Annotated in this window: 23 protein-coding genes and 1 pseudogene; 10 read left to right on the top strand and 14 right to left on the bottom strand. The window is 65.0% G+C overall.

Features of this window, described 5'->3' with window-relative positions; all coding sequences use genetic code 11:
* The first annotated feature begins 209 nt into the window (after positions 1-209).
* Positions 210-1,103 carry a sugar phosphate isomerase/epimerase family protein gene (locus NKH17_RS18220; protein ID WP_352801453.1) on the top strand — a complete coding sequence of 298 codons (894 nt, stop codon included), beginning with the start codon at positions 210-212 and terminating at the stop codon, positions 1,101-1,103.
* A gap of 45 nt (positions 1,104-1,148) precedes the next feature.
* Here NKH17_RS18220 and NKH17_RS18215 read toward each other — a convergent pair whose 3' ends face one another.
* On the bottom strand, positions 1,149-1,604 hold the full coding sequence (locus tag NKH17_RS18215; protein ID WP_352801454.1) for a Crp/Fnr family transcriptional regulator: 456 nt from the start codon (positions 1,602-1,604) through the stop codon (positions 1,149-1,151).
* Between the two features lie 125 nt (positions 1,605-1,729).
* Complete coding sequence (locus NKH17_RS18210; protein WP_352801456.1) at positions 1,730-2,413, bottom strand: response regulator transcription factor; 684 nt, start codon at positions 2,411-2,413, stop codon at positions 1,730-1,732.
* Positions 2,414-2,557: 144 nt separating this feature from the next.
* On the opposite strand from NKH17_RS18210, the gene NKH17_RS18205 reads away from it, so the two are divergent.
* Positions 2,558-3,094, top strand: a complete 537-nt coding sequence (locus NKH17_RS18205; protein ID WP_352801958.1) for a L,D-transpeptidase family protein — start codon at positions 2,558-2,560, stop codon at positions 3,092-3,094.
* 76 nt (positions 3,095-3,170) lie between these two features.
* On the opposite strand, the gene NKH17_RS18200 is transcribed toward NKH17_RS18205, so the two are convergent.
* Entirely contained in the window at positions 3,171-3,410 is a 240-nt protein-coding gene (locus NKH17_RS18200) for a hypothetical protein (protein ID WP_352801458.1), read from the bottom strand.
* Positions 3,411-3,572: 162 nt separating this feature from the next.
* On the opposite strand from NKH17_RS18200, the gene gcvA reads away from it, so the two are divergent.
* Positions 3,573-4,493: a transcriptional regulator GcvA gene (gene gcvA, locus NKH17_RS18195; RefSeq protein WP_352902903.1), complete on the top strand. Its 921-nt coding sequence runs from the start codon at positions 3,573-3,575 to the stop codon at positions 4,491-4,493.
* A 3-nt stretch (positions 4,494-4,496) separates the two neighbouring features.
* Here the strand turns inward: gcvA and NKH17_RS18190 are convergent, their stop codons facing one another.
* From NKH17_RS18190 to tsaD, 6 genes and pseudogenes are all read right to left on the bottom strand, one after another.
* Entirely contained in the window at positions 4,497-4,916 is a 420-nt protein-coding gene (locus tag NKH17_RS18190; protein ID WP_254817799.1) for a DUF1761 domain-containing protein, read from the bottom strand.
* A gap of 48 nt (positions 4,917-4,964) precedes the next feature.
* Positions 4,965-5,621, bottom strand: a pseudogene (locus tag NKH17_RS18185) (class I SAM-dependent methyltransferase).
* Positions 5,618-6,043, bottom strand: a complete 426-nt coding sequence (locus NKH17_RS18180) for an EVE domain-containing protein (protein WP_352801462.1) — start codon at positions 6,041-6,043, stop codon at positions 5,618-5,620. The pseudogene NKH17_RS18185 and the gene NKH17_RS18180 overlap by 4 nt, the downstream one beginning before the upstream one ends.
* A gap of 30 nt (positions 6,044-6,073) precedes the next feature.
* The gene (locus NKH17_RS18175; protein ID WP_292663798.1) at positions 6,074-6,370 is read right to left on the bottom strand and encodes a YciI-like protein; all 297 of its coding nucleotides are present in this window, start codon (positions 6,368-6,370) and stop codon (positions 6,074-6,076) included.
* Between the two features lie 27 nt (positions 6,371-6,397).
* Complete coding sequence (locus NKH17_RS18170) at positions 6,398-7,408, bottom strand: NAD(P)H-dependent glycerol-3-phosphate dehydrogenase (protein WP_352801464.1); 1,011 nt, start codon at positions 7,406-7,408, stop codon at positions 6,398-6,400.
* Positions 7,405-8,490, bottom strand: a complete 1,086-nt coding sequence (tsaD, locus tag NKH17_RS18165; protein WP_352902924.1) for a tRNA (adenosine(37)-N6)-threonylcarbamoyltransferase complex transferase subunit TsaD — start codon at positions 8,488-8,490, stop codon at positions 7,405-7,407. Before tsaD ends, NKH17_RS18170 begins: the two co-directional genes overlap by 4 nt.
* Positions 8,491-8,594: 104 nt before the next feature.
* On the opposite strand from tsaD, the gene hemC reads away from it, so the two are divergent.
* The 6 genes from hemC to NKH17_RS18135 all read left to right on the top strand — a co-directional run bounded on the left by hemC (position 8,595) and on the right by NKH17_RS18135 (position 14,980).
* Positions 8,595-9,521 (top strand): hydroxymethylbilane synthase, encoded by a 927-nt coding sequence (gene hemC, locus NKH17_RS18160; RefSeq protein WP_352902908.1) that lies wholly within the window; start codon positions 8,595-8,597, stop codon positions 9,519-9,521.
* A 1-nt stretch (position 9,522) separates the two neighbouring features.
* Complete coding sequence (locus NKH17_RS18155) at positions 9,523-10,233, top strand: uroporphyrinogen-III synthase (protein ID WP_352801467.1); 711 nt, start codon at positions 9,523-9,525, stop codon at positions 10,231-10,233.
* A gap of 347 nt (positions 10,234-10,580) precedes the next feature.
* Positions 10,581-12,101: a COG4223 family protein gene (locus NKH17_RS18150; RefSeq protein WP_352902911.1), complete on the top strand. Its 1,521-nt coding sequence runs from the start codon at positions 10,581-10,583 to the stop codon at positions 12,099-12,101.
* 8 nt (positions 12,102-12,109) lie between these two features.
* Entirely contained in the window at positions 12,110-13,726 is a 1,617-nt protein-coding gene (locus NKH17_RS18145) for a heme biosynthesis protein HemY (RefSeq protein WP_352902914.1), read from the top strand.
* Positions 13,727-13,765: 39 nt separating this feature from the next.
* Positions 13,766-14,245 carry a tellurite resistance TerB family protein gene (locus NKH17_RS18140; protein ID WP_352902917.1) on the top strand — a complete coding sequence of 160 codons (480 nt, stop codon included), beginning with the start codon at positions 13,766-13,768 and terminating at the stop codon, positions 14,243-14,245.
* 18 nt (positions 14,246-14,263) lie between these two features.
* Positions 14,264-14,980 carry a glutamine amidotransferase gene (locus tag NKH17_RS18135; RefSeq protein ID WP_352902920.1) on the top strand — a complete coding sequence of 239 codons (717 nt, stop codon included), beginning with the start codon at positions 14,264-14,266 and terminating at the stop codon, positions 14,978-14,980.
* Here the strand turns inward: NKH17_RS18135 and NKH17_RS18130 are convergent, their stop codons facing one another.
* Complete coding sequence (locus tag NKH17_RS18130; RefSeq protein ID WP_352649404.1) at positions 14,981-16,222, bottom strand: MFS transporter; 1,242 nt, start codon at positions 16,220-16,222, stop codon at positions 14,981-14,983.
* Between the two features lie 340 nt (positions 16,223-16,562).
* Between NKH17_RS18130 and NKH17_RS18125 the strand changes: the two genes are divergently transcribed.
* Positions 16,563-16,850: a GIY-YIG nuclease family protein gene (locus tag NKH17_RS18125; RefSeq protein ID WP_352509122.1), complete on the top strand. Its 288-nt coding sequence runs from the start codon at positions 16,563-16,565 to the stop codon at positions 16,848-16,850.
* Between the two features lie 366 nt (positions 16,851-17,216).
* Here the strand turns inward: NKH17_RS18125 and NKH17_RS18120 are convergent, their stop codons facing one another.
* From NKH17_RS18120 to gnd, 4 genes are all read right to left on the bottom strand, one after another.
* Entirely contained in the window at positions 17,217-17,681 is a 465-nt protein-coding gene (locus NKH17_RS18120; RefSeq protein WP_352479997.1) for a Ros/MucR family transcriptional regulator, read from the bottom strand.
* A gap of 164 nt (positions 17,682-17,845) precedes the next feature.
* Positions 17,846-18,550 (bottom strand): ROK family protein, encoded by a 705-nt coding sequence (locus NKH17_RS18115; RefSeq protein ID WP_352509110.1) that lies wholly within the window; start codon positions 18,548-18,550, stop codon positions 17,846-17,848.
* A 19-nt stretch (positions 18,551-18,569) separates the two neighbouring features.
* Positions 18,570-19,946 carry a glucose-6-phosphate dehydrogenase gene (zwf, locus tag NKH17_RS18110; protein WP_352740582.1) on the bottom strand — a complete coding sequence of 459 codons (1,377 nt, stop codon included), beginning with the start codon at positions 19,944-19,946 and terminating at the stop codon, positions 18,570-18,572.
* A gap of 22 nt (positions 19,947-19,968) precedes the next feature.
* Positions 19,969-20,985, bottom strand: a complete 1,017-nt coding sequence (gene gnd / locus NKH17_RS18105; RefSeq protein WP_352649406.1) for a phosphogluconate dehydrogenase (NAD(+)-dependent, decarboxylating) — start codon at positions 20,983-20,985, stop codon at positions 19,969-19,971.
* Positions 20,986-20,994: the final 9 nt, after the last annotated feature.

Below are 20,994 nucleotides of genomic sequence, written 5' to 3'. Positions count from 1 at the left end.
AACACGCCGGCCGCGCCGAGTGTCCGGCCCCCCCCTTAGTTCACCCCGCCCAAAATTTTAATGTAATACAGGGGCGGCCCCCCTCCCCGATACCCCCCCCACGCGGGGGGGGGCGGGTATCCCCGCCCCCACCTTTTTATCGGAGCAATGGATTGCCAAAAGCCGATTTGGACTTGGGTCCGCTACTCCTGGAATGACCGGAGACAATCATGTCGCGCATCGGAATCCACTCATTCGTCTGGTCGGCGAGCTCGGCGCAGAGCGACCTCGAGCGGACGCTGGCCAACACCAGGGAGGCCGGCTTCGACCTGATCGAATTCTCTTATCTCGACCCCGCCAATGTCGACATCGACGGCCTGGCCAAGCGGATCGGCGATCTCGGCCTCGGCGTCGCGATCAGCATCGGACTGCCGGCCGACGGCGATATTTCGAGCACCGACAAAACGATTGCCGCGCGCGGAGTCGAAATCCTGAGACGTACGATCGCGCTGACCCGCGATCTTGGCGGCCAGAAGGTTGCCGGCATCCTCAGCACCAGCCATGGATTGCAGAGCGAGGCGCCGACGCGCGACCACTGGAACCGCAGCGCCGGCACGCTTGCCGAGGTGGCCGAGACAGCAAGATCAGCAGGCGTCAGCCTCAACCTCGAGATCGTCAACCGCTTCGAAAGCAACCTGCTCAACACCGCCGCGCAAGGCATGGCCTTCATCGCGGACAGCGGCTCCGACAACATCTTCCTGCATCTCGACAGCTTCCATATGAACATCGAGGAGGCCGATGTCGGCTTGGCCATTCGCAACGCCGCAAGGAAGATCGGCTATGTCCATATCGGTGAGAGCCATCGCGGCTTCCTCGGCACCGGCAATATCGATTTTACCGCGATATTCGACGCGCTGACCGCCATCGGCTACAGCGACGATCTCAGCTTCGAATCCTTCTCGTCGGAAATCGTCGATGAGAACCTGTCGCGGAAAACCGCCATCTGGCGCAATCTGTGGACCGACAATATGGAGCTGGCCAAACATGCGCGCCGCTTCATTGCGCTCGGACTGGAGACGGCGCGGCGCAAGGCCGAGCTTGTTTCCGCAACGCACCGGCCTTGAGAACTCGCAGTCCGAAATCGATCTGGTTAGACCAGAGGCGCTGTATTAGCCGGCAAAACGCGGCCCAAGTTCCTCGATGCGGCGGATCATCGCCTGGAAATCCTCCGAGATGCGCCGGTGCAGGTGAACCGCCAGCTCCGGGTATTCCTCGAGGATGCGGCGGAACATCTTGCGGCTGAGCCGCAGTACTTCCGAATCGATTTCGGCAGAGGCGCTGGTCAGCCGGTTGGTATCGGCGATCAGCGCCAGTTCGCTGAGCATGGTGCCGGGGCCGGCGGTGCCGATCGGGATGCGCTCGCCGTCGTGCTCGCGGTAGAGGACGATGCGGCCGCTGATCACGATATAGGCGCAATCAGCCTCGTCGTCCTCGCGGTAAAGCTTGTGGTCGGCTTGCAACCTGGTGGTTTCGGCGCCGAAGGCGAGCAGACGCAGTTGTTCCTGCGTAAAGCCCTCGAAGAGCCTCACGGTGGACAGGATGCGGATGTCGTCATCCAGCGCCATCTAGCTATGTCCCCGAACCGTCAGTCCGACTCCTCCCCTACGAGGCCGATCCACAACCACCTCCAGCCTCAGGACCGTACCCGAAAAGCGCCCCGCCCGGATCGCTTATTTGAATAATGAAATGTTTAAGGAACCAGCTTGTAGCCGCCGCTTTCTGTCACGAGAATTTCCGCGTTGGAAGGATCGCGCTCGATCTTCTGGCGCAGCCGGTAGACATGCGTTTCCAGGGTGTGAGTGGTGACGCCGGAATTGTAGCCCCAGACTTCCTCCAGCAGCACGTCGCGGGTCACCACCTTCTGGTCGGCGCGGTAGAGATATTTGATGATCGAGGCTTCCTTTTCGGTCAGCCGCACCTTGGCGCCGCGCGGGTCGATCAGAAGCTTCTGGCTGGGCTTGAACGTGTAGGGGCCGACCGAGAAAGTGGCGTCCTCGCTCTGCTCGTGCTGGCGCAGCTGGGCGCGGATGCGGGCCAGCAGCACGGCAAAGCGGAACGGCTTCGTCACATAGTCGTTGGCGCCGGCCTCGAGGCCAAGGATGGTGTCGGAATCGGTATCGTGGCCGGTCAGCATGATGATCGGCGCCTTGTAGCCGCCCTTGCGCAATATCTTTACCGCCTCGCGGCCATCCATGTCGGGCAGGCCGACATCCATGATGAGCAGGTCGATGAGCCCGCCGCGCGCGGTGGAGACGCCTTTGGCGGCGGTCGCTTCCTGCAGGACATCGAATTCCTCATAAAGCGACAATTGCTCGACAAGGGTGCCGCGCAGGTCGTCATCGTCGTCGACGATCAGAATGGTGCGTGAAGTCATGGATCAATCCGTTGTTTTGAAAAGAGATTTCAGTTGACCGCAGCCTGTTTATGCGGAAGCTGACCGGCACAACAGCCGTTCACAGTGATTTGTTCCGTGGCACGATCATACAAGAAAAAACACGATCGCAATGCAGTCGGCGCAATTTTGCCGAAAGGGCTCGCCGTGCTCACCGTGCGCGCGCGCCCAGGCCATGCCAGCCAAGGCTTTCTGCAGGCCGGCAAACTGGTGTTTCCATGTGCGCTGGGGCATGGCGGCATCTCGGCGGCCAAGCGCGAGGGCGACGGCGCCACGCCGCTTGCCTCGATGCGGATATTGTCGGGATATTTTCGCGGCGACCGTTTTGCCGGCGGCCGCCGGACGCGGCTCGCGATGACGCCGATTGGCCGCGACCTCGGCTGGTGCGAAGTGCCTGGGGACCGCAACTACAACCGCCCGGTCAAAATCCCCTATGGCGCCAGCCATGAGCGGATGCTGCGCACCGACGATCTCTATGACGCCTGCCTGGTGCTGGACTGGAACATTGTGCCGCGCCGGCGCGGGCGCGGCAGCGCCATCTTCTTCCACCTGGCGCGCCCCGGCTTTACGCCGACGCAAGGCTGCGTCGCGGTAACGGCTCGCACCATGGCGCGGCTGCTGCCGCTGCTGTCGGAACGGACGGTGATAAGGGTGGTAAGGTAGGGGAGAATAGTGAGCGAATTGGTCGGGAAGGATATTCGCGGACCCGCCGCTTAGCTTCACTACTCACTACACCGTCCTAGCGCTTCCTCGGCAGCTGCCAACCCGTGTCGAGAAGGCCGAGCCGGCCGAGTTCGCGGTCCATGGCGCGTGCGATGTCCTTGCGTTCGCCGCCGATGTCGCGCAGCTGGCGATCGGAGAGATCCTCGACATTCTCGTAGGGAAGATTGACCGCGATTTTTGCGTAGCGAAACCAGTCAAGCATGGCGCGTAGCCAGGTCGCGCGGAGGATTACAGAGCGCAAGGCGATGTCAGACATGGTGCAATCCGCTTCTCCGGACATCAAATCCGGTTTGATGTTTCTTCGATGACCAGATCATGACCGATTGAAATCAAAACGGGAAACGAGTAGTTTTTTCTGCATCTTCAAGTTTTGTTTGAGAATTGGAATGCTCGGCCGAACTCTCCTCGTCTGGCACTGATGGCGCGCCTGCTGCCTGGAACCCGTGCGCTGCGGACGCTGGAGGCAGCGGCCCGGCATCTCAATTTCACCCGCGCCGCCGACGAGCTCGGCCTGACGCCGGCAGCGGTCAGCCATCAGATCAAGGAAATCGAGGATCAGCTCGGCATCGTGCTGTTCACACGCACCAGCCGCACGATCCGGCTGACCGAGGCGGGTGCGGTGCTGTTCGAAGCTTCGACCGATGCGCTCGACCTGCTTGGCCGGGCCGTCTCACGGGCGCAGAAGACGGCACGCGGATCGGCGCTGCTGAAGGTCACCCTCGATGCGCAATTCGCGACGAAGTGGCTGATGCGGCGCGTCGACGATTTTCGCAAGCAGCATCCGGCGATCGAGCTGCGTTTCGACATCAGCTACGAGGTGCGCGACTTCGATCGCGACGACGTCGATCTCGGCATCCGTTTCGGCACCGGCAAATATCCGGGGCTTCGCTCGCACCGGCTGTTCGAAAACGTTATCATTCCGGTCTGCAGCCCGGCCCTGTTGCTGGCCGGGCCGCCCCTCAAGGAGCCGCGCGACCTGTTTCATCATACGCTGGCGCATATCGAGTGGTCGCGCCAGGGCGTCACCTGGCCGAACTGGAGCATGTGGATGGCGGCGGCGGGCGTCGACGATTTCGACGACAGCCGGACCATCGTGTTCGGCAATTCGACCGATGCCGTCCAGGCCGCGCTCGACGGCAATGCGGTTGCGCTCGCCGATTTCGCCATGGTGGCAAACGACCTTTCGGAAGGCCGGCTGATCCGGCCGTTCGAACTCGGCATCAAGGTCGCGCCCGAATTCGCCTATTTCCTGGTCTATCCCGAAACTGCGGCGAATGATCCGCGCATCGTCGCCTTTCGCGATTGGCTCCTCGAGGAAGTCGCCAAGACGCCGACCTGACGGTCAGCCGGTCGCCGCCGCGCCGAACCAGCCGATCACCGCGCCGATGAGAAGCAGCACGCCGAGCCAGTGACCAACATCGATGAGCGTCAGATCCCAGCCGAAACCTTCGTAGCGATGGTTGACCGAAAGCGTCGTGGCGACGAACCCCAGCCAGAGAACGAAGCCGAAGATCACCCCGGCAAGCAGGCTCGGTTCGCCGCCGGTCACCGCGCCGATGATCAGCGACATGACCAGCGCCATCACGATCTCCGCGACGAAGGAGACGACGAAGGGCAGCATCGATTTGCTCATCGTCGCCGGATCAAGCTTGGCGGCCTTCAGCCACGGCTTGCTCAAACCCATGTACCAGGCGGCGCCGAACAACCACGCCACGACGGCGGCGACGATTACCGCCAGCCAATTGATTGCCGAAAAATCCATGGTTCCCTCCGGTCGATTGCGCGATGGAACGCCTGTTCGGCGATGCCGTCAAGCAAGACGCCAGACGGTGGTGCGCTTGACCTCGGCGTCTTCCAGCGCGCGGGTCACCGCCACTTCGTAGACGGCAAGCGGCTCCAGCCCGGTTTTCGGCAGATAGGAGCGGCCGGGATCGCCGACGAGAATGTCGGCGCCGCGCGCCCTCAGCCGGGCGAACCACGGCATCAGCCCGTCGGCAAAGGACTTGTCGTAGAAGACATCGCCGGCCAGCACGACGTCCCACTCGGCATCGCTGCCGATGGGATCGCCGGCGAGGAATTCTATCTCGGTCCCATTGGCCTCGGCATTGAGGCGGATCGCGGTCGCGCAGAACGGGTCGATATCGGCGGCGATCACCTCGGCAGCGCCGGCCTTCACTGCTGCAATAGCGACAAGGCCGGAGCCTGAGGCGAAGTCGAGCACGCGCCTGCCGCGCACCGCCGCCGGATTGTCGAGGATCTAGCGGGCAAGGCCTTGGCCGCCGGCCCAGGCGAAAGCCCAGAAGGGTGGCGGCAGGCCGATTTCGGTCAGCTCGTCCTCGGTCCGCTGCCATAATTCATGTGCCTCGTCGGCCAGGTGCAGGCGGACCTCCGGCACATGCGGCGGCGCCATCAGCGCCGTGTTGTCGAGGATGAATTTCCTGGCGCTGTCCGGCGTCAGCGCCGTCATGGCGCCGGCGTCAGGCCGCCCATGCGGCAAACCTCTTGCCATTCGGCCGGCGTCACCGGCTGCACGGACAGCCGCCCGAGCCGCACCAGCGCCATGTCGGCCAGCTTTGGATTGGCCTTGGCCTGCTCCAGCGTCACCGGCTTCGGCATGTCCTTGAAGGCGCGGATATCGACGCACTCCCAGCGGGGGTCGTCGGTGGTGCTGTCCTGATGGGCCAGAGCGCAGACTTCGGCGATGCCGACGATGTCGAGCCCGTCATTGGAATGGTAGAAGAAGCCGAGATCGCCGATCTGCATCGCCTTCATGTTGTTGCGCGCCGCATAATTGCGCACGCCGTCCCATTGCGTGCCGGCCTTGCCCTTGGCCTTGAGGTCCTCGAAGGAGAAGACCGAAGGTTCGGATTTGAACAGCCAGTAGTTCATTGTGTTGCTCCTCCTCAGGCGCCGCCGCGATCAGATATCCGCCGGCTTGTTGAAGCTCCAGTTCCACTGCCGGATTTCGACGCTTTCGAACAGCCCTGCCTTGGTATAGGGATCGGCCGCCGACAGGGCTTTTGCCGCAGCCAGATCTGGCGCCTCGACGACGGCGAGAGTGCCGTTCGGCTTGCCGTCGGCGTCGAGGAACGGGCCGGCGAAGGCCAATTTCTTGTCGCCGTTTAGCCCTTCCAGGAAGGCAAGGTGCTTGGGCCGCGTATCGAGCCGCACCTGCAGGCTTCCTGGCTTGTCCTTGCAAATCAGCGCAAACAGCATCTTTTCCATCTCCGCAATCATTGGGAATTACATGTCGGTTTCGGTCTTGAGCGGCCGTGTCATCAATGCCGATACAGCCTGGTCTATGGTTATGGTGCCGTCCAGTATGGCGGCGACGGCGGCGATGATCGGCGCGTCGATCCGGCGCTCGCCGGCGATGCGGGCGGCGATTGCCGCCGTCGGCACGCCTTCCGCCAAAGGCAAGCCGGCAAGCGGCTTGCCTTGCCCCAGCGCCAGCCCATAAGCGAAATTGCGCGACTGCGCGGACGAGCAGGTAAGCAGCAGGTCGCCGAGGCCGGAAAGTCCCATCAGCGTCTCGGCCTTGGCGCCAAAGGCGGCGCCGATGCGGCGCAATTCGACGAAACCGCGCGTCACCATCGCCGCCTGGGCGCTGGCACCGAGCCCGGCGCCGGTGACGGCACCCGCGGCAATGGCAAAGACGTTCTTCAGCGCGCCGCCGATCTCGACGCCGATCAGGTCGTCGCTCGAATAACAGCGCAGGTTTTCCGCCGAAAAGCGGGCGGCGAGGTCGGTGGCCAGAGCCTCGTCGCGGGCGGCGACCACGACGGCAGTTGGCAGGCCCCTGGCGACGTCGGTGGCAAAGCTTGGGCCCGACAAAGCGGCGACCGGATTTGCCGGCAGGATACCCTCGGCAATGGACGACAGCAGCGCGCCGGTGTCGCGCTCGATGCCCTTGGCGCAGAGGACCAGCGGGACGCCTTTCGGCATATGGCTGGACGCGGCCGTCAGCATAACCCGTAACGACTGTGCCGGCGCCACCGCCAGAACGCAGTCGACGCCGTCGAGCGCGGCCACGATGTCGCTCGTCGCCACGATGCCGGCCTGGAGCGCGATGCCCGGCAGATAGCGCGGATTTTCGCCACGCTCGATCGCCGCGACGGTCTCCGGGTCGCGCGCATAGAGGCGGACGAAATGACCGGCGCGCAGCATGGCCAGCGCCAGCGCCGTGCCCCAGGCGCCGCCGCCGAGCACGGCGACGCGCCAACCGCTTGGCGCCTTGTGCTCGCTGGCGGTCATGCCTTGGCCCCACGCCGGCCCGAGCCGACCATCGGAGCGGAGATGCTGTCCAGCGGCCACCGCGAGCGCGGCACGAAATCGGCGGCGTTTTCGCCTGATATCCCGGCGCGCAGGCGCTCGATGCCGGCCCAGGCGATCATCGCCGCATTATCGGTGCAGAGGTTAAGCGGCGGCGCGACGAAGCTGAACCCGGCCTGCTTGCACAGGCCCTGCAATGTCGCCTTGATCGTCCGATTGGCGGCGACGCCGCCGGCAACAACCAGCGCAGGCTCGGCCTTGGCCGGGAATTGCTGACGGAACCTGATCAGCGCCCGCGCAACACGGTCGCCCAGCGCATCCGCGACCGCCGCCTGGAAGGAGGCGCAGATATCGGCGACGTCCTGGTCGCTCAGCGGGGCAATCGCCGTTGCCGCCTGGCGTACCGCGGTCTTGAGACCGGAGAAGGAAAAATCTGGCTGTGCCGAGCCCTTCATCGGGCGCGGAAACGCAAAACGCGCCGCATCGCCATTTGCCGCCGCCTTCTCGACATTCGGTCCGCCCGGATAGGGCAGGCCGAGCATCTTGGCCGTCTTGTCGAAGGCCTCGCCAAGCGCGTCATCGATGGTCGTCGCCCAGCGCTGGTAGTCGCCGACGCCGCGCACGGCGACGATCTGGGTATGGCCGCCGGAGACCAGCAGCAAGAGGTAGGGAAAGTCGAGCGCATCGGTCAATCTGGCCGTCAGCGCGTGGCCTTCGAGATGGTTGATGGCGATCAGCGGTTTTTTGGCTGCCGCGGCGATTGCTTTTGCCGTCATCAGGCCGACGATCAGCCCGCCAACAAGACCGGGACCGGCGGTGGCGGCAATCGCATCGATGTCGGCGAGGTCGACGCCGGAATCGGCCAGCGCTGCCTCGATGATGCCGTCGAGCGCCTCGACATGGGCGCGCGCGGCAATCTCCGGCACGACGCCGCCGAAGGCAGCATGCTCCTCGATCTGGCTGAGCACGATGTTCGACAGGATTTGCGGCGTGCTGCGACCGTCCAGCGCCACCACGCTGGCGGCGGTCTCGTCGCAACTCGTCTCGATGCCCAGAACGCGGATCAATTCGTCGCTGTCCTCGATGATTGTGCAATCGGCCTTTCCCCGATAGGAGAAAACCCGGAAAACTGCCTCGATCTGCCGGGGGTTATCACGGACGGCGCGTCATGCAAACAACCTTGAAAATCGGAACACGCGGCAGCCCGCTGGCACTGGCGCAGGCGCATGAAACGCAGGCGCGGCTGATGGCCGCGCACGGCATGCCGATCGAGGCGTTCGAGGTGGTCGTCATCTCGACCAGCGGTGACCGCATCCAGGACCGGCCGCTGTCGGAAGCCGGCGGCAAGGGCCTGTTCACCAAGGAGATCGAGGAGGCGCTGCTGGCGCGCCGCATCGACATCGCCGTGCATTCGTCGAAGGACATGCCGACGCTGTTGCCCGAGGGGCTGGAACTGTCTGCCTACCTGCCGCGCGAGGACGCGCGCGACGCCTTCATCGGCAAGGCGGCGCGAACGATTGCCGGCCTGCCGCAAGGCGCCAAGGTCGGTTCGTCGTCGCTGCGGCGCCAGGCGCTGATCCGGCGGATGCGGCCGGACGTCGAAGTGGTGATGTTTCGCGGCAATGTGCAGACGCGGCTGCGCAAGCTCGACGACGGCATCGCCGACGGCACCATCCTCGCCTATGCCGGGCTGAAGCGGCTCGGGCTCGAGGACGTCGTCACCGACCTGATGCCGCTCGAGGTCTTTCCGCCGGCGCCGGGGCAAGGCGCGATCTGCATCGAAAGCCGCATCGGCGACCGCGACGTGGAACAGATGCTGGCAGCGATCCACGACCGGCCGACCGGTGAGGCGCTGGCCTGCGAGCGCGCCTTCCTGGCGGCGCTCGACGGCTCCTGCCGCACACCGATCGCCGGCCATGCGACGATATCGGGCGGAACGGTTTCCTTTGCCGGGCTGATCATCTCGCCCGATGGCACGCAGTCGCATGAGGTCAGGCTGGAAGGGCCGGCGCAACAGGCTGCCGGCATCGGCGCGGAAGCCGCCGCGATCGTTCGCGCCAAGGCCGGCGAAACATTCTTCGACGGCTGGACCTGACATGCTCCGCGTCCTGGTGACGAGGCCCGAACCGGGCGCCTCGCGCACGGCGCGCCGGCTCGCGGATGCCGGCTTTCAGCCGATCCTGCTGCCGCTGACCGAAACGGCGGCGCTGCCGGTCGAAGCAGGCGCGCTGGCTGACGCCGCCGCGGCGGTCGCGGTCACCAGCGCCAATGCGGTTCGCCATGCGCCGAAAGAGGTCATTACCGCGCTCGCGCGCTTGCCGTGCCAGGCTGTCGGCAAGAAGACGGCGGAAGCCGCCCGCAGGGCCGGGTTTCTGTCTGTCGGCGAAGGCCCGGGCAATGCCAAGGCGCTGGCCGATGCGCTCGCTGGCGGTTACGCTGGGCAGACCATCGTCTATCTCTGCGGGCGGGTGCGCTTTCCGGACTTCGAGGAGCGGCTGTTTGCGTCGGGCGTTCATGTCCGCGCCGTCGAGACCTACGACACTTTTGCGCTGGATTATTCCGACGAGGCCGTTCTTGCGCGCCTGTCCGCCCGGCCGGTCGAGGCGGTGCTGCTCTATTCGGCCAAGGCGGCCACGGCGATGCAGGCCCTGGCTAGCCGGCCGGCGCTGCGTGGCCTTTTTCAGGACACGCGCTTTTTCGCTTTGTCGGGGCGCATTGCCGGGGCCTTGGGCGATGTCGCCGGGATCCGGATTGCGCCTGAGCCCAGCGAGGATGCCTTGCTGGGGCTTTTGCAGGCGTCGCGCTGACCGGCATCCGCCTGTTCCGGACGTTGGCATACCTCCTGCTGGCATCCTCACTATTCCGCAGCTTCGCGGGCAGCACCAAGCTGAGGCGATTGCGCTCGGGCACATTTTGTTCTTGCTTTGTGCCGGCAGCTATGCTAGAAAATCACTTAGGTGCTGATTCGCGCCAACGACCCGCCGCCGAGGCGGGTTTTTCATTTCTGGTCCCGCATGCCGTGTCCCAAAATCGCTGCGGCGTTTTGCCAAAACTGAATTCCAAAGCCGTGGCGTCATCACGCCGCCCCTTTTCACCGCTTGGTGATGTGCTAGACCCTTCAAACCATCCGAAGCGAATTTTGCGGAGCCCGAGCATGGTCAAGACGCCGAAGATGCGGCATTCCAAGAGCCGCCGTGAGCCGGTGACCATCGAGCTCGAGCCCGGCGCCGTCTCGCGAGTCGCCGCCGAACAGGAAGCCGGCAAACAGCAGCCAGACAGTGCAGAGTCAGCGGGGGCGCAAACCGACGAGGCGAAAGCCGAGGAAGCGGCGAACGCCTCGCAGCCCGAGCCGCCTGAAGAGCCGGTGCATGCCGACCAGACCGATCTCGAGCCGTGGGAACATGCCGACGCAGCCGCGCCGGCCGGCACGCAAGAGCCGGCGGACGCCGGCGCCGATCCTACCAGGGAAACGGAAACCTCTTATCCCGCCGGTTCGGATGCGCCGGCCGGGCGCTCCACGGCTTCCGACTACAGTTTCGAAGATGCATCCAGCCCAACCGGGGCCAACGAACCGGGGATCCCAGGCTCCGGCGAGAAGACAGCTGAGGCGAGGGACGACCATATGGCAGCGCAGCCGAAGCGGAGCGGCATCAGCGGCATCGCCGCCGGTATTGTCGGCGGCGTCATCGCGCTCGCCGCCGCCGGCGGGCTGCAATTTGCTGGCCTGCTCGGTGCGCCGGGGTCGGGCGGCGTGTCGCTCGACGCGGTCAATGGCGAGATCGTTTCGCTGAAACGCGAGGTCGCGGACCTCAGACAGGCCGACGCCAACAATGACGCCTCGGCCAAGGTGGACGGGCTGTCGTCGGCGTTGGACCAGGTCAGGGCGGACGTCGCGGCGTTGAAGTCGGCCGTCGAACAAGGCGGCGCCGGCGACAATGCCGGGCTGGCGGCACTTGGCGACAAGGTCCGGCAGATCGAGCAGGCGGTCGCGGCCCTCGGCAAGGCCGGCGGCACGGTGCCGGTCGATCTCGGCCCGCTCAACGAAAGGCTGGCCGCGCTCGACGCCTTGGTGAAGTCAGCCGGCGAAACGGCAAAGGCGCAGGAAGGCCGGCTTGCGGCCCTGGAACAGTCGGTTTCCCAGCTCTCGGGCAAGGTCGATGCACAGGCTTCGCAGCCGAAGATCGCGCTGGCCATTGCCGCCTGGGCGCTCAAGGCTGCGCTCGACCGAGGTGCGCCGTTCGCAGCCGAACTCGAAACCTTTGCCGCGATCTCACCGGATGCGCCCGAGATCGCGACGCTGCGCACCTATGCCGAAAAGGGGGTGCCGACGCGGGCCGAGATTGCCGCCGAAGCGGACGCCGCCGCCAACTCCATGGTCGCGGCCGCAACGCCTGTCGACCAGAATGCCGGCATCCTGCAAAAGCTGCTGTCGAGCGCCGAATCGCTGGTCAAGGTCAGGCCGATCGGTGCCGTCGAAGGCACCGGCGTCCCGGAAACCGTTGCCCGCATGGAGGTCGCGGTCAATCAGGGTGACTACGCCAAGGCGCTCAGTGAATACGAAGCCCTGCCCGAGGCGGCCAAGGCCGCCGGCGCCGACTTTGCCGGGAAACTGAAAGCGCGGATGGAGGTCGAGACACAGATCGATTCGCTCATCGCCGGCGCGATGAAGGCGTGAGGAACCCAATGATCCGCATCCTCGCCTTCCTTGCCGTCGTCTTTGCGCTCGGGCTCGGCTTCGCCTGGCTGGCCGACCGGCCGGGTGAAATGCTCGTCACCTTCAACGGCTATCAATACCAGGTCAGCCTGATGGTCGCGGCGGTGGCGGTCGTGGCCGTGGTTGCCGCGGTGATGATCGTCTGGTGGCTGGTCAAGGCGCTGTGGAACAGTCCCTATACGATCTCGCGCTATTTCCGCGTGCGTCGCCGCGACCGCGGCTATCAGGCGCTGTCGACCGGGATGATCGCCGCTGGCGCCGGTGACGGCGCGCTCGCCCGCAAGAAGACCAAGGAAGCGGCAAAGCTGATCCGCTCCGACCAGGAGCCGCTGATCCAGCTGCTCGACGCGCAGGCCTCGCTCCTTGAAGGCGACCATGAAGGCGCCCGTGAAAAATTCGAGACCATGCTCGACGATCCCGAAATGCGGCTGCTCGGCCTGCGCGGGCTTTATCTCGAGGCCGAGCGGCTCGGCGACCGCAACGCGGCCCGCCACTATGCCGGCCGGGCAGCGGCGGTGGCGCCGCAACTGGCCTGGGCGGCCGAATCGACGTTGGAAGACCTGACCGGGCGTGGCGACTGGGATGGCGCGCTGAAACTGGTCGATGCCCAGAAGTCGACCCGGCAGATCGAGCGCGATGCGGCCAACCGGCGTCGCGCCGTGCTGCTGACCGCCAAGGCGCAGGCGCTGATCGACAGCGATGCCAATGCTGCAAGGGCGGCGGCGCTCGAAGCCAACCGGCTGCGGCCGGATTTCGCACCGGCGGCGGTCGTCGCGGCGAAATTGCTGTTTCGGCAGAACGACGTGCGCAAAGGCTCGAAAATCCTCGAGGCGGCGTGGAAGGCCGAGCCGCACCCGGAGATCGCGGAGCTCTATGTCCATGCCAGGCCGGGCGATGCCGTGCTCGACCGGCTGAACCGGGCAAAGAAGCTGCAGGAGCTGAAGAAGAATCATGCCGAGTCCTCGCTGGCCGTGGCGCGCGCCGCGCTCGATGCGCAGGATTTTGCAACCGCCCGCCGCGAGGCGGAAGCCGCCATCCGCATGGATCGCCGCGAAGGCGCCTATCTGCTGCTGGCCGACATCGAGGAGGCCGAGAGCGGTGACCAGGGCAAGGTGCGGCAGTTGCTGTCGAAGGCGGTGAGAGCGCCGCGCGACCCGGCCTGGGTCGCCGACGGCGTCGTCTCCGAACGCTGGGCTCCGGTATCGCCGATCACCGGCAGGCTCGACGCATTCGAATGGCGGGCGCCGATGGAGCGGCTCGGCCAGTTGATCGACAGCCATGAAGAGACTCCGGAGGGACCGATGCCGGCCATCGCGGCTCCAGCCAAGCCGGTACAGGAAACAACCGAGGCGATCGAGCATACAGCCGTTGCTGCCGAGACACCGGGCACAGCGACCGAAGTGAGGACCGAAAACCGTGCCGCCGAGGATCATGTGACACCAATCACCGCGGCGGCGTTTGCCCAAGTGCCGGAAGATGCCGAGGCCGTCGAGCCGGCGCAGGAGCTGACGCGGCTGCCCGACGACCCCGGCGTCGATCCCGACGACGCGGCGGACAAATCGACGCGCCGGTTTCGTTTGTTCTGATAAGGGTCGAGTGGACCCGGACTTATTGGGAATGATTTAATGTTCGAACGCGTTCTGTCGTTTCTAAGGGATCTGCCGTCCGGTGGTGGCGCCAGCCCCAGCGCCGACGATCCGCGCGTTGCCGCGTCCGCCCTGCTTTTCCACGTGATGAACGCCGACGGGGTGCGCCAGGATACCGAATGGGAACGGTTCAAGAAGGTGCTGGCGGAAAGCTACTCGATCAGCGGCGACGAACTCGACGCTTTGGCGGCTGCCGGCGAGCGGGCCGACAATGAGGCGATCGACCTCTACGCCTTCACCAGCGTGCTCAAGCGCCATCTCGACGCCGAGGCGCGAAAGGCCTTCATCGGCCTGATGTGGGAGATCGTCTATTCCGATGGCGAGCTGCACGAACTCGAGGACAATACCGTCTGGCGGGTCGCCGAGCTGATCGGCGTCGAACGTCGCGACCGTGTCGAGGCGCGCCTCAAGGCGGCCGCCGCGGCTCCTGGTGCTGCCGGAACGTCAAGCGACGAATAGACAGGGTCCAGCCTTCCAATGCCGCCCAAGCCAAGCCCGAGACCAAAGATCCTGATCGTGCTGCATCAGGAGCATTCGAGCCCCGGACGGGTCGGCCATATGCTTATCGAGGAAGGCTTCGACCTCGACATCCGCCGACCGCCGCTCGGCGAGGCCTTGCCGCAGACGCTGGATGGCCATGCCGGCGCAGTGGTGTTTGGCGGCCCGATGAGCGCCAATGACGGCGACGAGTTCGTCCGCCGCGAGACCGACTGGCTTAAAATTCCGCTCAGCGAGAACCGGCCGCTGCTTGGCATCTGCCTCGGCGCGCAAATGCTGGTCAAGCATCTTGGCGGCAGGGTCGAGGGCCACGGCGAGGGCCTCGTCGAAATCGGCTGGTATCCGCTTAAGGCGACCGAAGCGGGCAGCAGGCTGATGCATTGGCCGGAGATGGTCTATCAATTCCATCGCGAGGGCTTTTCGCTGCCGAAGGACGCGACGCTTTTGGCGACGGCCGAAACCTATCCCAACCAGGCCTTCCGCTATGGCGACAATGCCTGGGGCATCCAGTTCCATGGCGAATTGACCCGGGCGATGATGCAGCGCTGGGTGGTGCGCGGCGCGCACCGCTTCGAATTGCCCGGCGCGCAGCCCGGCCGCGACCATCTCGGCGGCCGGCTGATCTGGGACATGCACCTCAAGCGCTGGCTCGGCGAGTTCCTGCCGATGATTTTCGGCAAGCCGGCGCCGCGGTAATCAGTTTCGCCCCCTGAGATGACGCACCTTGCGCAGCTGCGGGAACAGCACCGCCCATAGCCCGGCGACAGCGATCGCCCCGACACCGCCGACCACCACGGCCGGAACCGTGCCGATCAGCGCGGCCATGGTGCCGGCGCGGAATTCGCCGAGCTCATTGGAGGCGCCGACAAACACCTGGTTGACGGCGTTGACGCGGCCGCGAACGTCGTCCGGCGTCCACAGCTGGATCAGCGTCTCGCGGATATAGACGCTGAACATGTCGGTGGCGCCAAGCAAGGCGAGAGCAGCGATCGAAAGCCAGGTGATGGTCGAGAGGCCGAACAGGACGGTGAACGCGCCGAACAGCGCAACGAAGCCAAGCATGACAAGGCCGGCGTGGTTGCGGATCGGGTGTCCGGCCAGCCAGATGGCGACGCAGATGGCGCCGACGCCGGGCGCCGAGCGCAACAGGCCGAGCCCCCACGGGCCGAGTTCGAGGATATCGCGCGCGTAGACCGGCAGCAGCGCCGAGGCGCCGGACAGGAGCACCGCGAACAAATCGAGGGAAATCGCGCCGAGCACGATCTTTTCGCTCCAGATATAGCCGAAGCCGGCGAACAGGGTCTGTACCGTCGGCCTGTCGGTCCTGCTGCGCTGGGCAGGCTTCGGGATGGTGAAGATCAGCACGGCGGCAATGAGCATCAGCACGGCCGCTGTGGTGTAGGCAGCTTCGGCCGAAAGCCCGTAGAGCAGGCCGCCGGCGACCGGCCCGACGATGGTTGCCGTCTGCCAGGCGGAAGAGTTCCAGGCGATGGCGTTGGCGAAATCCTCAGGCGGCACCAGATTGGCGAACAGCGATGACGAGGCCGGCCCGAAGAAGGCGCGCGCAATGCCGAACATGGCGAGCACGATGAAGACCGGCATCGGCCCGGAGAGGCCGCGCAGCGTCAGCAGCAGGAGGGCCAAGGCGCAGCCCGCCTCGACCAGCACCGCCAGCGCCATGATCAGCCGGCGCCCGAAACGGTCGGCAACGTCGCCGGTGACCAGCACCAGCAGCAGCGAAGGCAGGAACTGGACGATGCCGACAAGGCCGAGGTCGAACGGGTCGCGGGTCAGGTCGTAGATCTCCCAGCCGACGGCGACCGACACGATCTGGGTGGAGAATGTCGAGAGGAAGCGCGCCGCCCAATAACTCAGGAACGGCCGGTGGCGAAAGGCGGCATAGCGCTGGTCGGATGGTACTTGGGATTCTGCGGTCATGGAATAAGGCCCCGTGGCGGCGATGTCGGCCGGCGGGGCACTTCCACGATGGGCGCTGGTCCGGCCAAAAAAGCCTTTAACGCAGTTCGGCGCAGGGCGCGCGCAAAAATCCGGCCTGGATCAACAATTTCGTTCTTGCAGATAACAAGCGGATGGCGGCGGATCGCAGATCGCAAACTTTCGAGATTAGCCGAAACACCTCTCGTTTCGTCATCCCAGGGCGGAGCAAGGAGCGAAGCGACGCGGCGCAGACCTGGGATCCATGCCATTGCATCTGCCGAAGAATGCAACGGTTCAGAACGGCACTTGCGTCGGCACCGGCGCCAGCTACCCTTCAACCATGACCGGCTATACCTATATGACCGCAAGCCAGAAGCGCGGCACGATCTATATCGGAGTTACGAATGATCTCGGCCGCCGCATGCCGGAGCACAAATCCGGCGAGGGCTCGCGGTTCACCAGCCGCTACGGTGTGCAGCGTCTGGTCTGGTATGAGGAACATTTCGACATTGTCGACGCCATCCAGCGCGAGAAGTCGCTGAAGCGCTGGCCACGCCGATGGAAGATCGAGCTGATCGAGAAGACCAATCCGGAATGGTTCGAGCTTTTTCGCGGGACGGGGTGGTAGCATTCGGTTCTGGTCCGCAGGCGCACTGCCGCGAGGTAACGGCATGGATCCCAGGGTCTGCGCCGCGTCGCTTCGCTCCTTGCTCCGCCCTGGGATGACGAAGTGGAGGGGTGTTCGGCCAATCTCGAAAACTTGTAATTCGCCATCAACCGTCGTCCGATACACCGGACGCGCTGCCACTCTCCGACATCAGCGATTAGCCTTCAGCCATCCTACCTTCGTCCTAGGGCCGAGCAAGGAGCGAAGCGACGCGGCGCAGACCCTAGGATGCCATGCCGTTAGCTTCGAGCGTCGCAGCTTCCGCTGAACACAAACAGACCGACCAGCGGAACGCGTTCGATGTGCATCCCGCTCGATCTGATGGCATCAGGCCGTCGCCTTGGCCTTCCTGCCCCGGCTCTTGACGGGCGCGGGCGGGGCGGCTTTGCGGCCGAGGCCGATCGCCTTGGCCAGCTGCGAACGCGAGGCCGCGTAGTTGGGAGCGACCATCGGGTAGTCCGACGGCAGGCCCCATTTGGCGCGGTAGGCGTCTGGCGTCAGCCCGAAATGAACGCCGATATGGCGCTTCAAGGATTTGAACTTCTTGCCGTCCTCGAGACAGATGATGTAGTCCGGCGTCACCGATTTCTTGGGATTGACGGCAGGCGTCAGCGGCGCGGCGACCGGCACTGCCGGTTGCCCCAGCCCACCTATGGAAGCGCTGACGCTGGCGATGAGATCGCCGAGGCCGGAAGCCGGCAAGCGGTTCTTCTCGACATATGCGGAGACGATATGGGCGGTCAGCTCGAGCAGGTCGATGTCTTTGCGAGCGTTGTTGTTGTCGTCGGTCAATCTATCTCTCCGTCCGTGGGGGTCGCAGAAATTCCTAGTCGGCAAATCTGCGCAATGCAATGACGCCGCGCCACGTCACACATTATTTTGAATAATAATACTAACGGCAGCGCGGGATTAACAACCCTGAGCCGGTGCTCGATAATATCAGACAATCAGCAATATCAGATAATCAGGGATTTGTCGCGCCACAGTCGAAATCCGCCTTCGAAGGCGCGTGTGTTGTCGCCGCGTCTGCAATCGGCGGGCAAGTCGGTGAGTTCATCGACATTGCCGCCGCCGATGACCACGTAATCCGGCTGCATGGCGGTGCGAAGCCGGTCGACCACGTCGAAGACGTATTTGCGCCATTTCTTCTTGCCGCGCTTTTGCAGCCCGCGTTCGCCGACATAGTCTTCGAAACTGCCGCGCTTCTTGTAGGGAAGATGGGCAAGCTCCATCGGCTGGGCGACGTTATCGACGATCATCGCGGCCCCCAGGCCGGTGCCGAGGCCAAGGAACAGCATGCGGCCGCCTTCATAACTGCCGACGGCCTGCATCAGCGCATCGTTGACGACCTTCACCGGCTTGCCGAACTCAGCGGCGAAATCGCAGCCGACCCAGCCTTTGCCGAGATTGGCCGGTTCGGTCAAAGGCCGGTTGTGGTGCACGGGACCCGGATAGCCCATCGAGACGACATCGTAGTGCAGCCCTTCGGCGAGCGTCTTCACCGCAGCGACCATCTGCTGCGGCGTCAGCTCCGGTCCGGAAGCGGTCTTGCGCTCCTCTGCGCCGGCGCTGGTGCGGATCTTGACGTGCGAGCCGCCGATGTCGATCGCAAGCACGATCTGTTCGGCGTCGGGTGCCGGTCGCTTCACCGCTTTGGCCATCGCTTTCGCCTCCCAGAAATCATTTCGCTGGATTGATCCAGCCGTTCGGCGGCCCGAATCCAGCCATGGCTTCGGCCGGCCCCCAGGTCTTTGGCGCGTAGACAGGCGGCGGCGTGGTGTCGCCGAGCACCGGGCCGACGATGCGCCAGGCGAGCTCGCTGGCGTCCTGGCGGGTGAACAGCTGGCCGTTGCCGTTCATGGCGTCGCCGATCAACCGCTCGTAAGGCGGCATGTCGCCCTTCGAATCGTCGAGCGCGGTGAGCTCGACCTGTTCGCCGACCATGTCGTCGCCGGGTGCCTTGCGCCGGGCTCCGATCGAGATCGCCACTTGCGGATCGATGCGGAAGCGCACGTGATTGCAGTCGCCAGGTTTGATTGGATCGAAGACGTCGAGCGGCGGCCGCTTCAGCCGCACGATGACCTCGGTGGCGTGCACCGGCAGGGATTTGCCGGCGCGGATGAAGAACGGCACATCTTGCCAGCGCCAGGTATCGACGAAAAAGCGCACCGCCGCGAAGGTCTCGACCGGCGAGTTCGGCGCCACGCCCGGCTCGTTGAGATAGCCGTCGAACTGGCCGCGCACGACATCGTCCCTGGTCAGCGTTCGGATCGCCCGCAGCACCTGCACCTTCTCGTCGATCAGATCGTCGGCCGAGCGGCCGACGGGCGGCTCCATGGCGAGCAGCAAGAGGATGTTGAGCAGGTGGTTTTCGATGACGTCGCGGATGCAGCCGACCTCGTCATAGAAGCGGCCGCGGCCCTCGACACCGAAATCCTCGGCCATGGTGATCTGCACGCTCTCGACGAAGTTGCGGTTCCAGATCGGCTCGAGGAAGGAATTGGCGAAGCGGAAATAGAGCAGGTTCTGGATCGCCTCCTTGCCGAGATAATGGTCGATGCGGAAGATCGACTTCTCGTCGAAGACCAGATGCAGTACCCGGTTCAGCCAGCGCGCCGATTGCAGATCGTGGCCGAACGGCTTTTCGACCATCAGGCGCGCGCCCTGGGCGGCGCCCGACTGCTCCAGCCCCTGGACGACGACCTCGAACATGGCCGGCGGCACCGCCAGATAGTGCAGCGGCCGCTCAGCGCTGCCCAGCGCGGTCTTCAGCTTCTCGAAGGTCGCAGGCGCCCGGTAGTCGCCGCTGACATAGCGAAGCAGCGAGGCAAGCCTGGCGAAGATCTTCTCGTCGATGCTGCCGATGGCATTGACGATACCGTCGCGGGCGCGCGCCTGCAGCTTGGCGAGGTCCCAGGGATCGAAGGCGACGCCGATCACCGGCTCGTTCAGCGTTCCCTTGGCCACCATGGCGTAGAGGGCTGGAAAGATCTTCTTGTGGGCGAGATCGCCGGTGGCGCCGAAAAGCACCAGCGTGTCGGACCGTTCCTGGCTCATGGGCGTGCCTCCCTGTCGCCCGTCACGAGCCGGCCTTCGGTTTTTCGACATGACCGCCAAAGGCATAGCGCATGGCGGACAGAAGCTTGTCGGCAAATTCGGACTCGCCTTGCGAGGAGAACCTGTCGAACAGCGCCGACGACAGCACCGGCGCCGGCACGCCGGTGTCGATCGCCGCCTTCAGCGTCCAGCGGCCTTCGCCGGAATCCGAGACGCGCCCGCCGAACTGCGTCAGCGCCGAATCGGCCTTCAACACGCCTGCCGTCAGGTCGAGCAGCCACGAGCCGATGACGCTGCCATGCCGCCAGACCTCGGCCACTTCGGCGATGTCGATGTCGAACTGGTAATATTGCGGGTTTTCCAGCGGGCTGGTTTCCGCGTCGGCGGTGCGCTGCCGTTTGCCGGCATTCGCCGACTTCAGGATGTTCATGCCCTCGGCATAGGCGGCCATGACACCATATTCGATGCCGTTATGGACCATCTTGACGAAATGGCCGGCGCCGCTTGGCCCGCAATGCAGATAACCGAAGGGAGCGGTTCCGGCGTCCTTGCCAGGGGCAGGCGAAGCGGCGTCGGCGCCGGGCGCCAGCGTGGCGAAGATCGGATCGAGATGCTGGACCGCGCTGTCGGGGCCGCCGATCATCAGGCAGTAGCCGCGCTCGAGGCCCCAGACGCCGCCGCTGGTGCCGACATCGACATAGCTCAAGCCTTTCAAGGCCAGGCGCGCGGCGTGGTCGACGGCCTCATGATAATAGGAGTTGCCGCCGTCGATGATGATGTCGCCCGGCTCCATCAGGGCGGCCACCTGGTCGACGATCCGGCCGGTGATCGCCGCCGGCAGCATCAGCCAGGCGCTGCGCGGCTTCGTCAGCTTGCCGACGAAGTCCTCCATCGAGGCGGCTCCGACCGCGCCGGCGGTCACAAGCGCCGCGACGCTCGCCGGGTTGATGTCGTAGACGACGCATTCGTGGCCATCGCGCAGCAGGCGCCGAACCATGTTGGCGCCCATCCTGCCCAGTCCCATCATTCCTATCTGCATGGTCTCGTC

The sequence above is a fragment of the Mesorhizobium sp. M1334 genome (assembly GCF_040317995.1).
Lineage (GTDB): Bacteria > Pseudomonadota > Alphaproteobacteria > Rhizobiales > Rhizobiaceae > Mesorhizobium.
This window is presented reverse-complemented; position numbering and strand designations above follow the sequence as displayed.

Bases quoted from the DNA above. Each gene is read 5' to 3' on its own strand.
- NKH17_RS18220 (WP_352801453.1), top strand. From the start codon at position 210: ATGTCGCGCATCGGAATCCACTCATTCGTCTGGTCGGCGAGCTCGGCG.
- NKH17_RS18215 (WP_352801454.1), bottom strand. From the start codon at position 1,604: ATGGCGCTGGATGACGACATCCGCATCCTGTCCACCGTGAGGCTCTTC.
- NKH17_RS18210 (WP_352801456.1), bottom strand. From the start codon at position 2,413: ATGACTTCACGCACCATTCTGATCGTCGACGACGATGACGACCTGCGC.
- NKH17_RS18200 (WP_352801458.1), bottom strand. From the start codon at position 3,410: ATGTCTGACATCGCCTTGCGCTCTGTAATCCTCCGCGCGACCTGGCTA.
- gcvA (WP_352902903.1), top strand. From the start codon at position 3,573: ATGGCGCGCCTGCTGCCTGGAACCCGTGCGCTGCGGACGCTGGAGGCA.
- NKH17_RS18190 (WP_254817799.1), bottom strand. From the start codon at position 4,916: ATGGATTTTTCGGCAATCAATTGGCTGGCGGTAATCGTCGCCGCCGTC.
- NKH17_RS18180 (WP_352801462.1), bottom strand. From the start codon at position 6,043: ATGAACTACTGGCTGTTCAAATCCGAACCTTCGGTCTTCTCCTTCGAG.
- NKH17_RS18175 (WP_292663798.1), bottom strand. From the start codon at position 6,370: ATGCTGTTTGCGCTGATTTGCAAGGACAAGCCAGGAAGCCTGCAGGTG.
- NKH17_RS18170 (WP_352801464.1), bottom strand. From the start codon at position 7,408: ATGACCGCCAGCGAGCACAAGGCGCCAAGCGGTTGGCGCGTCGCCGTG.
- hemC (WP_352902908.1), top strand. From the start codon at position 8,595: ATGCAAACAACCTTGAAAATCGGAACACGCGGCAGCCCGCTGGCACTG.
- NKH17_RS18155 (WP_352801467.1), top strand. From the start codon at position 9,523: ATGCTCCGCGTCCTGGTGACGAGGCCCGAACCGGGCGCCTCGCGCACG.
- NKH17_RS18150 (WP_352902911.1), top strand. From the start codon at position 10,581: ATGGTCAAGACGCCGAAGATGCGGCATTCCAAGAGCCGCCGTGAGCCG.
- NKH17_RS18145 (WP_352902914.1), top strand. From the start codon at position 12,110: ATGATCCGCATCCTCGCCTTCCTTGCCGTCGTCTTTGCGCTCGGGCTC.
- NKH17_RS18140 (WP_352902917.1), top strand. From the start codon at position 13,766: ATGTTCGAACGCGTTCTGTCGTTTCTAAGGGATCTGCCGTCCGGTGGT.
- NKH17_RS18135 (WP_352902920.1), top strand. From the start codon at position 14,264: ATGCCGCCCAAGCCAAGCCCGAGACCAAAGATCCTGATCGTGCTGCAT.
- NKH17_RS18130 (WP_352649404.1), bottom strand. From the start codon at position 16,222: ATGACCGCAGAATCCCAAGTACCATCCGACCAGCGCTATGCCGCCTTT.
- NKH17_RS18125 (WP_352509122.1), top strand. From the start codon at position 16,563: ATGACCGGCTATACCTATATGACCGCAAGCCAGAAGCGCGGCACGATC.
- NKH17_RS18115 (WP_352509110.1), bottom strand. From the start codon at position 18,550: ATGGCCAAAGCGGTGAAGCGACCGGCACCCGACGCCGAACAGATCGTG.
- zwf (WP_352740582.1), bottom strand. From the start codon at position 19,946: ATGAGCCAGGAACGGTCCGACACGCTGGTGCTTTTCGGCGCCACCGGC.
- gnd (WP_352649406.1), bottom strand. From the start codon at position 20,985: ATGCAGATAGGAATGATGGGACTGGGCAGGATGGGCGCCAACATGGTT.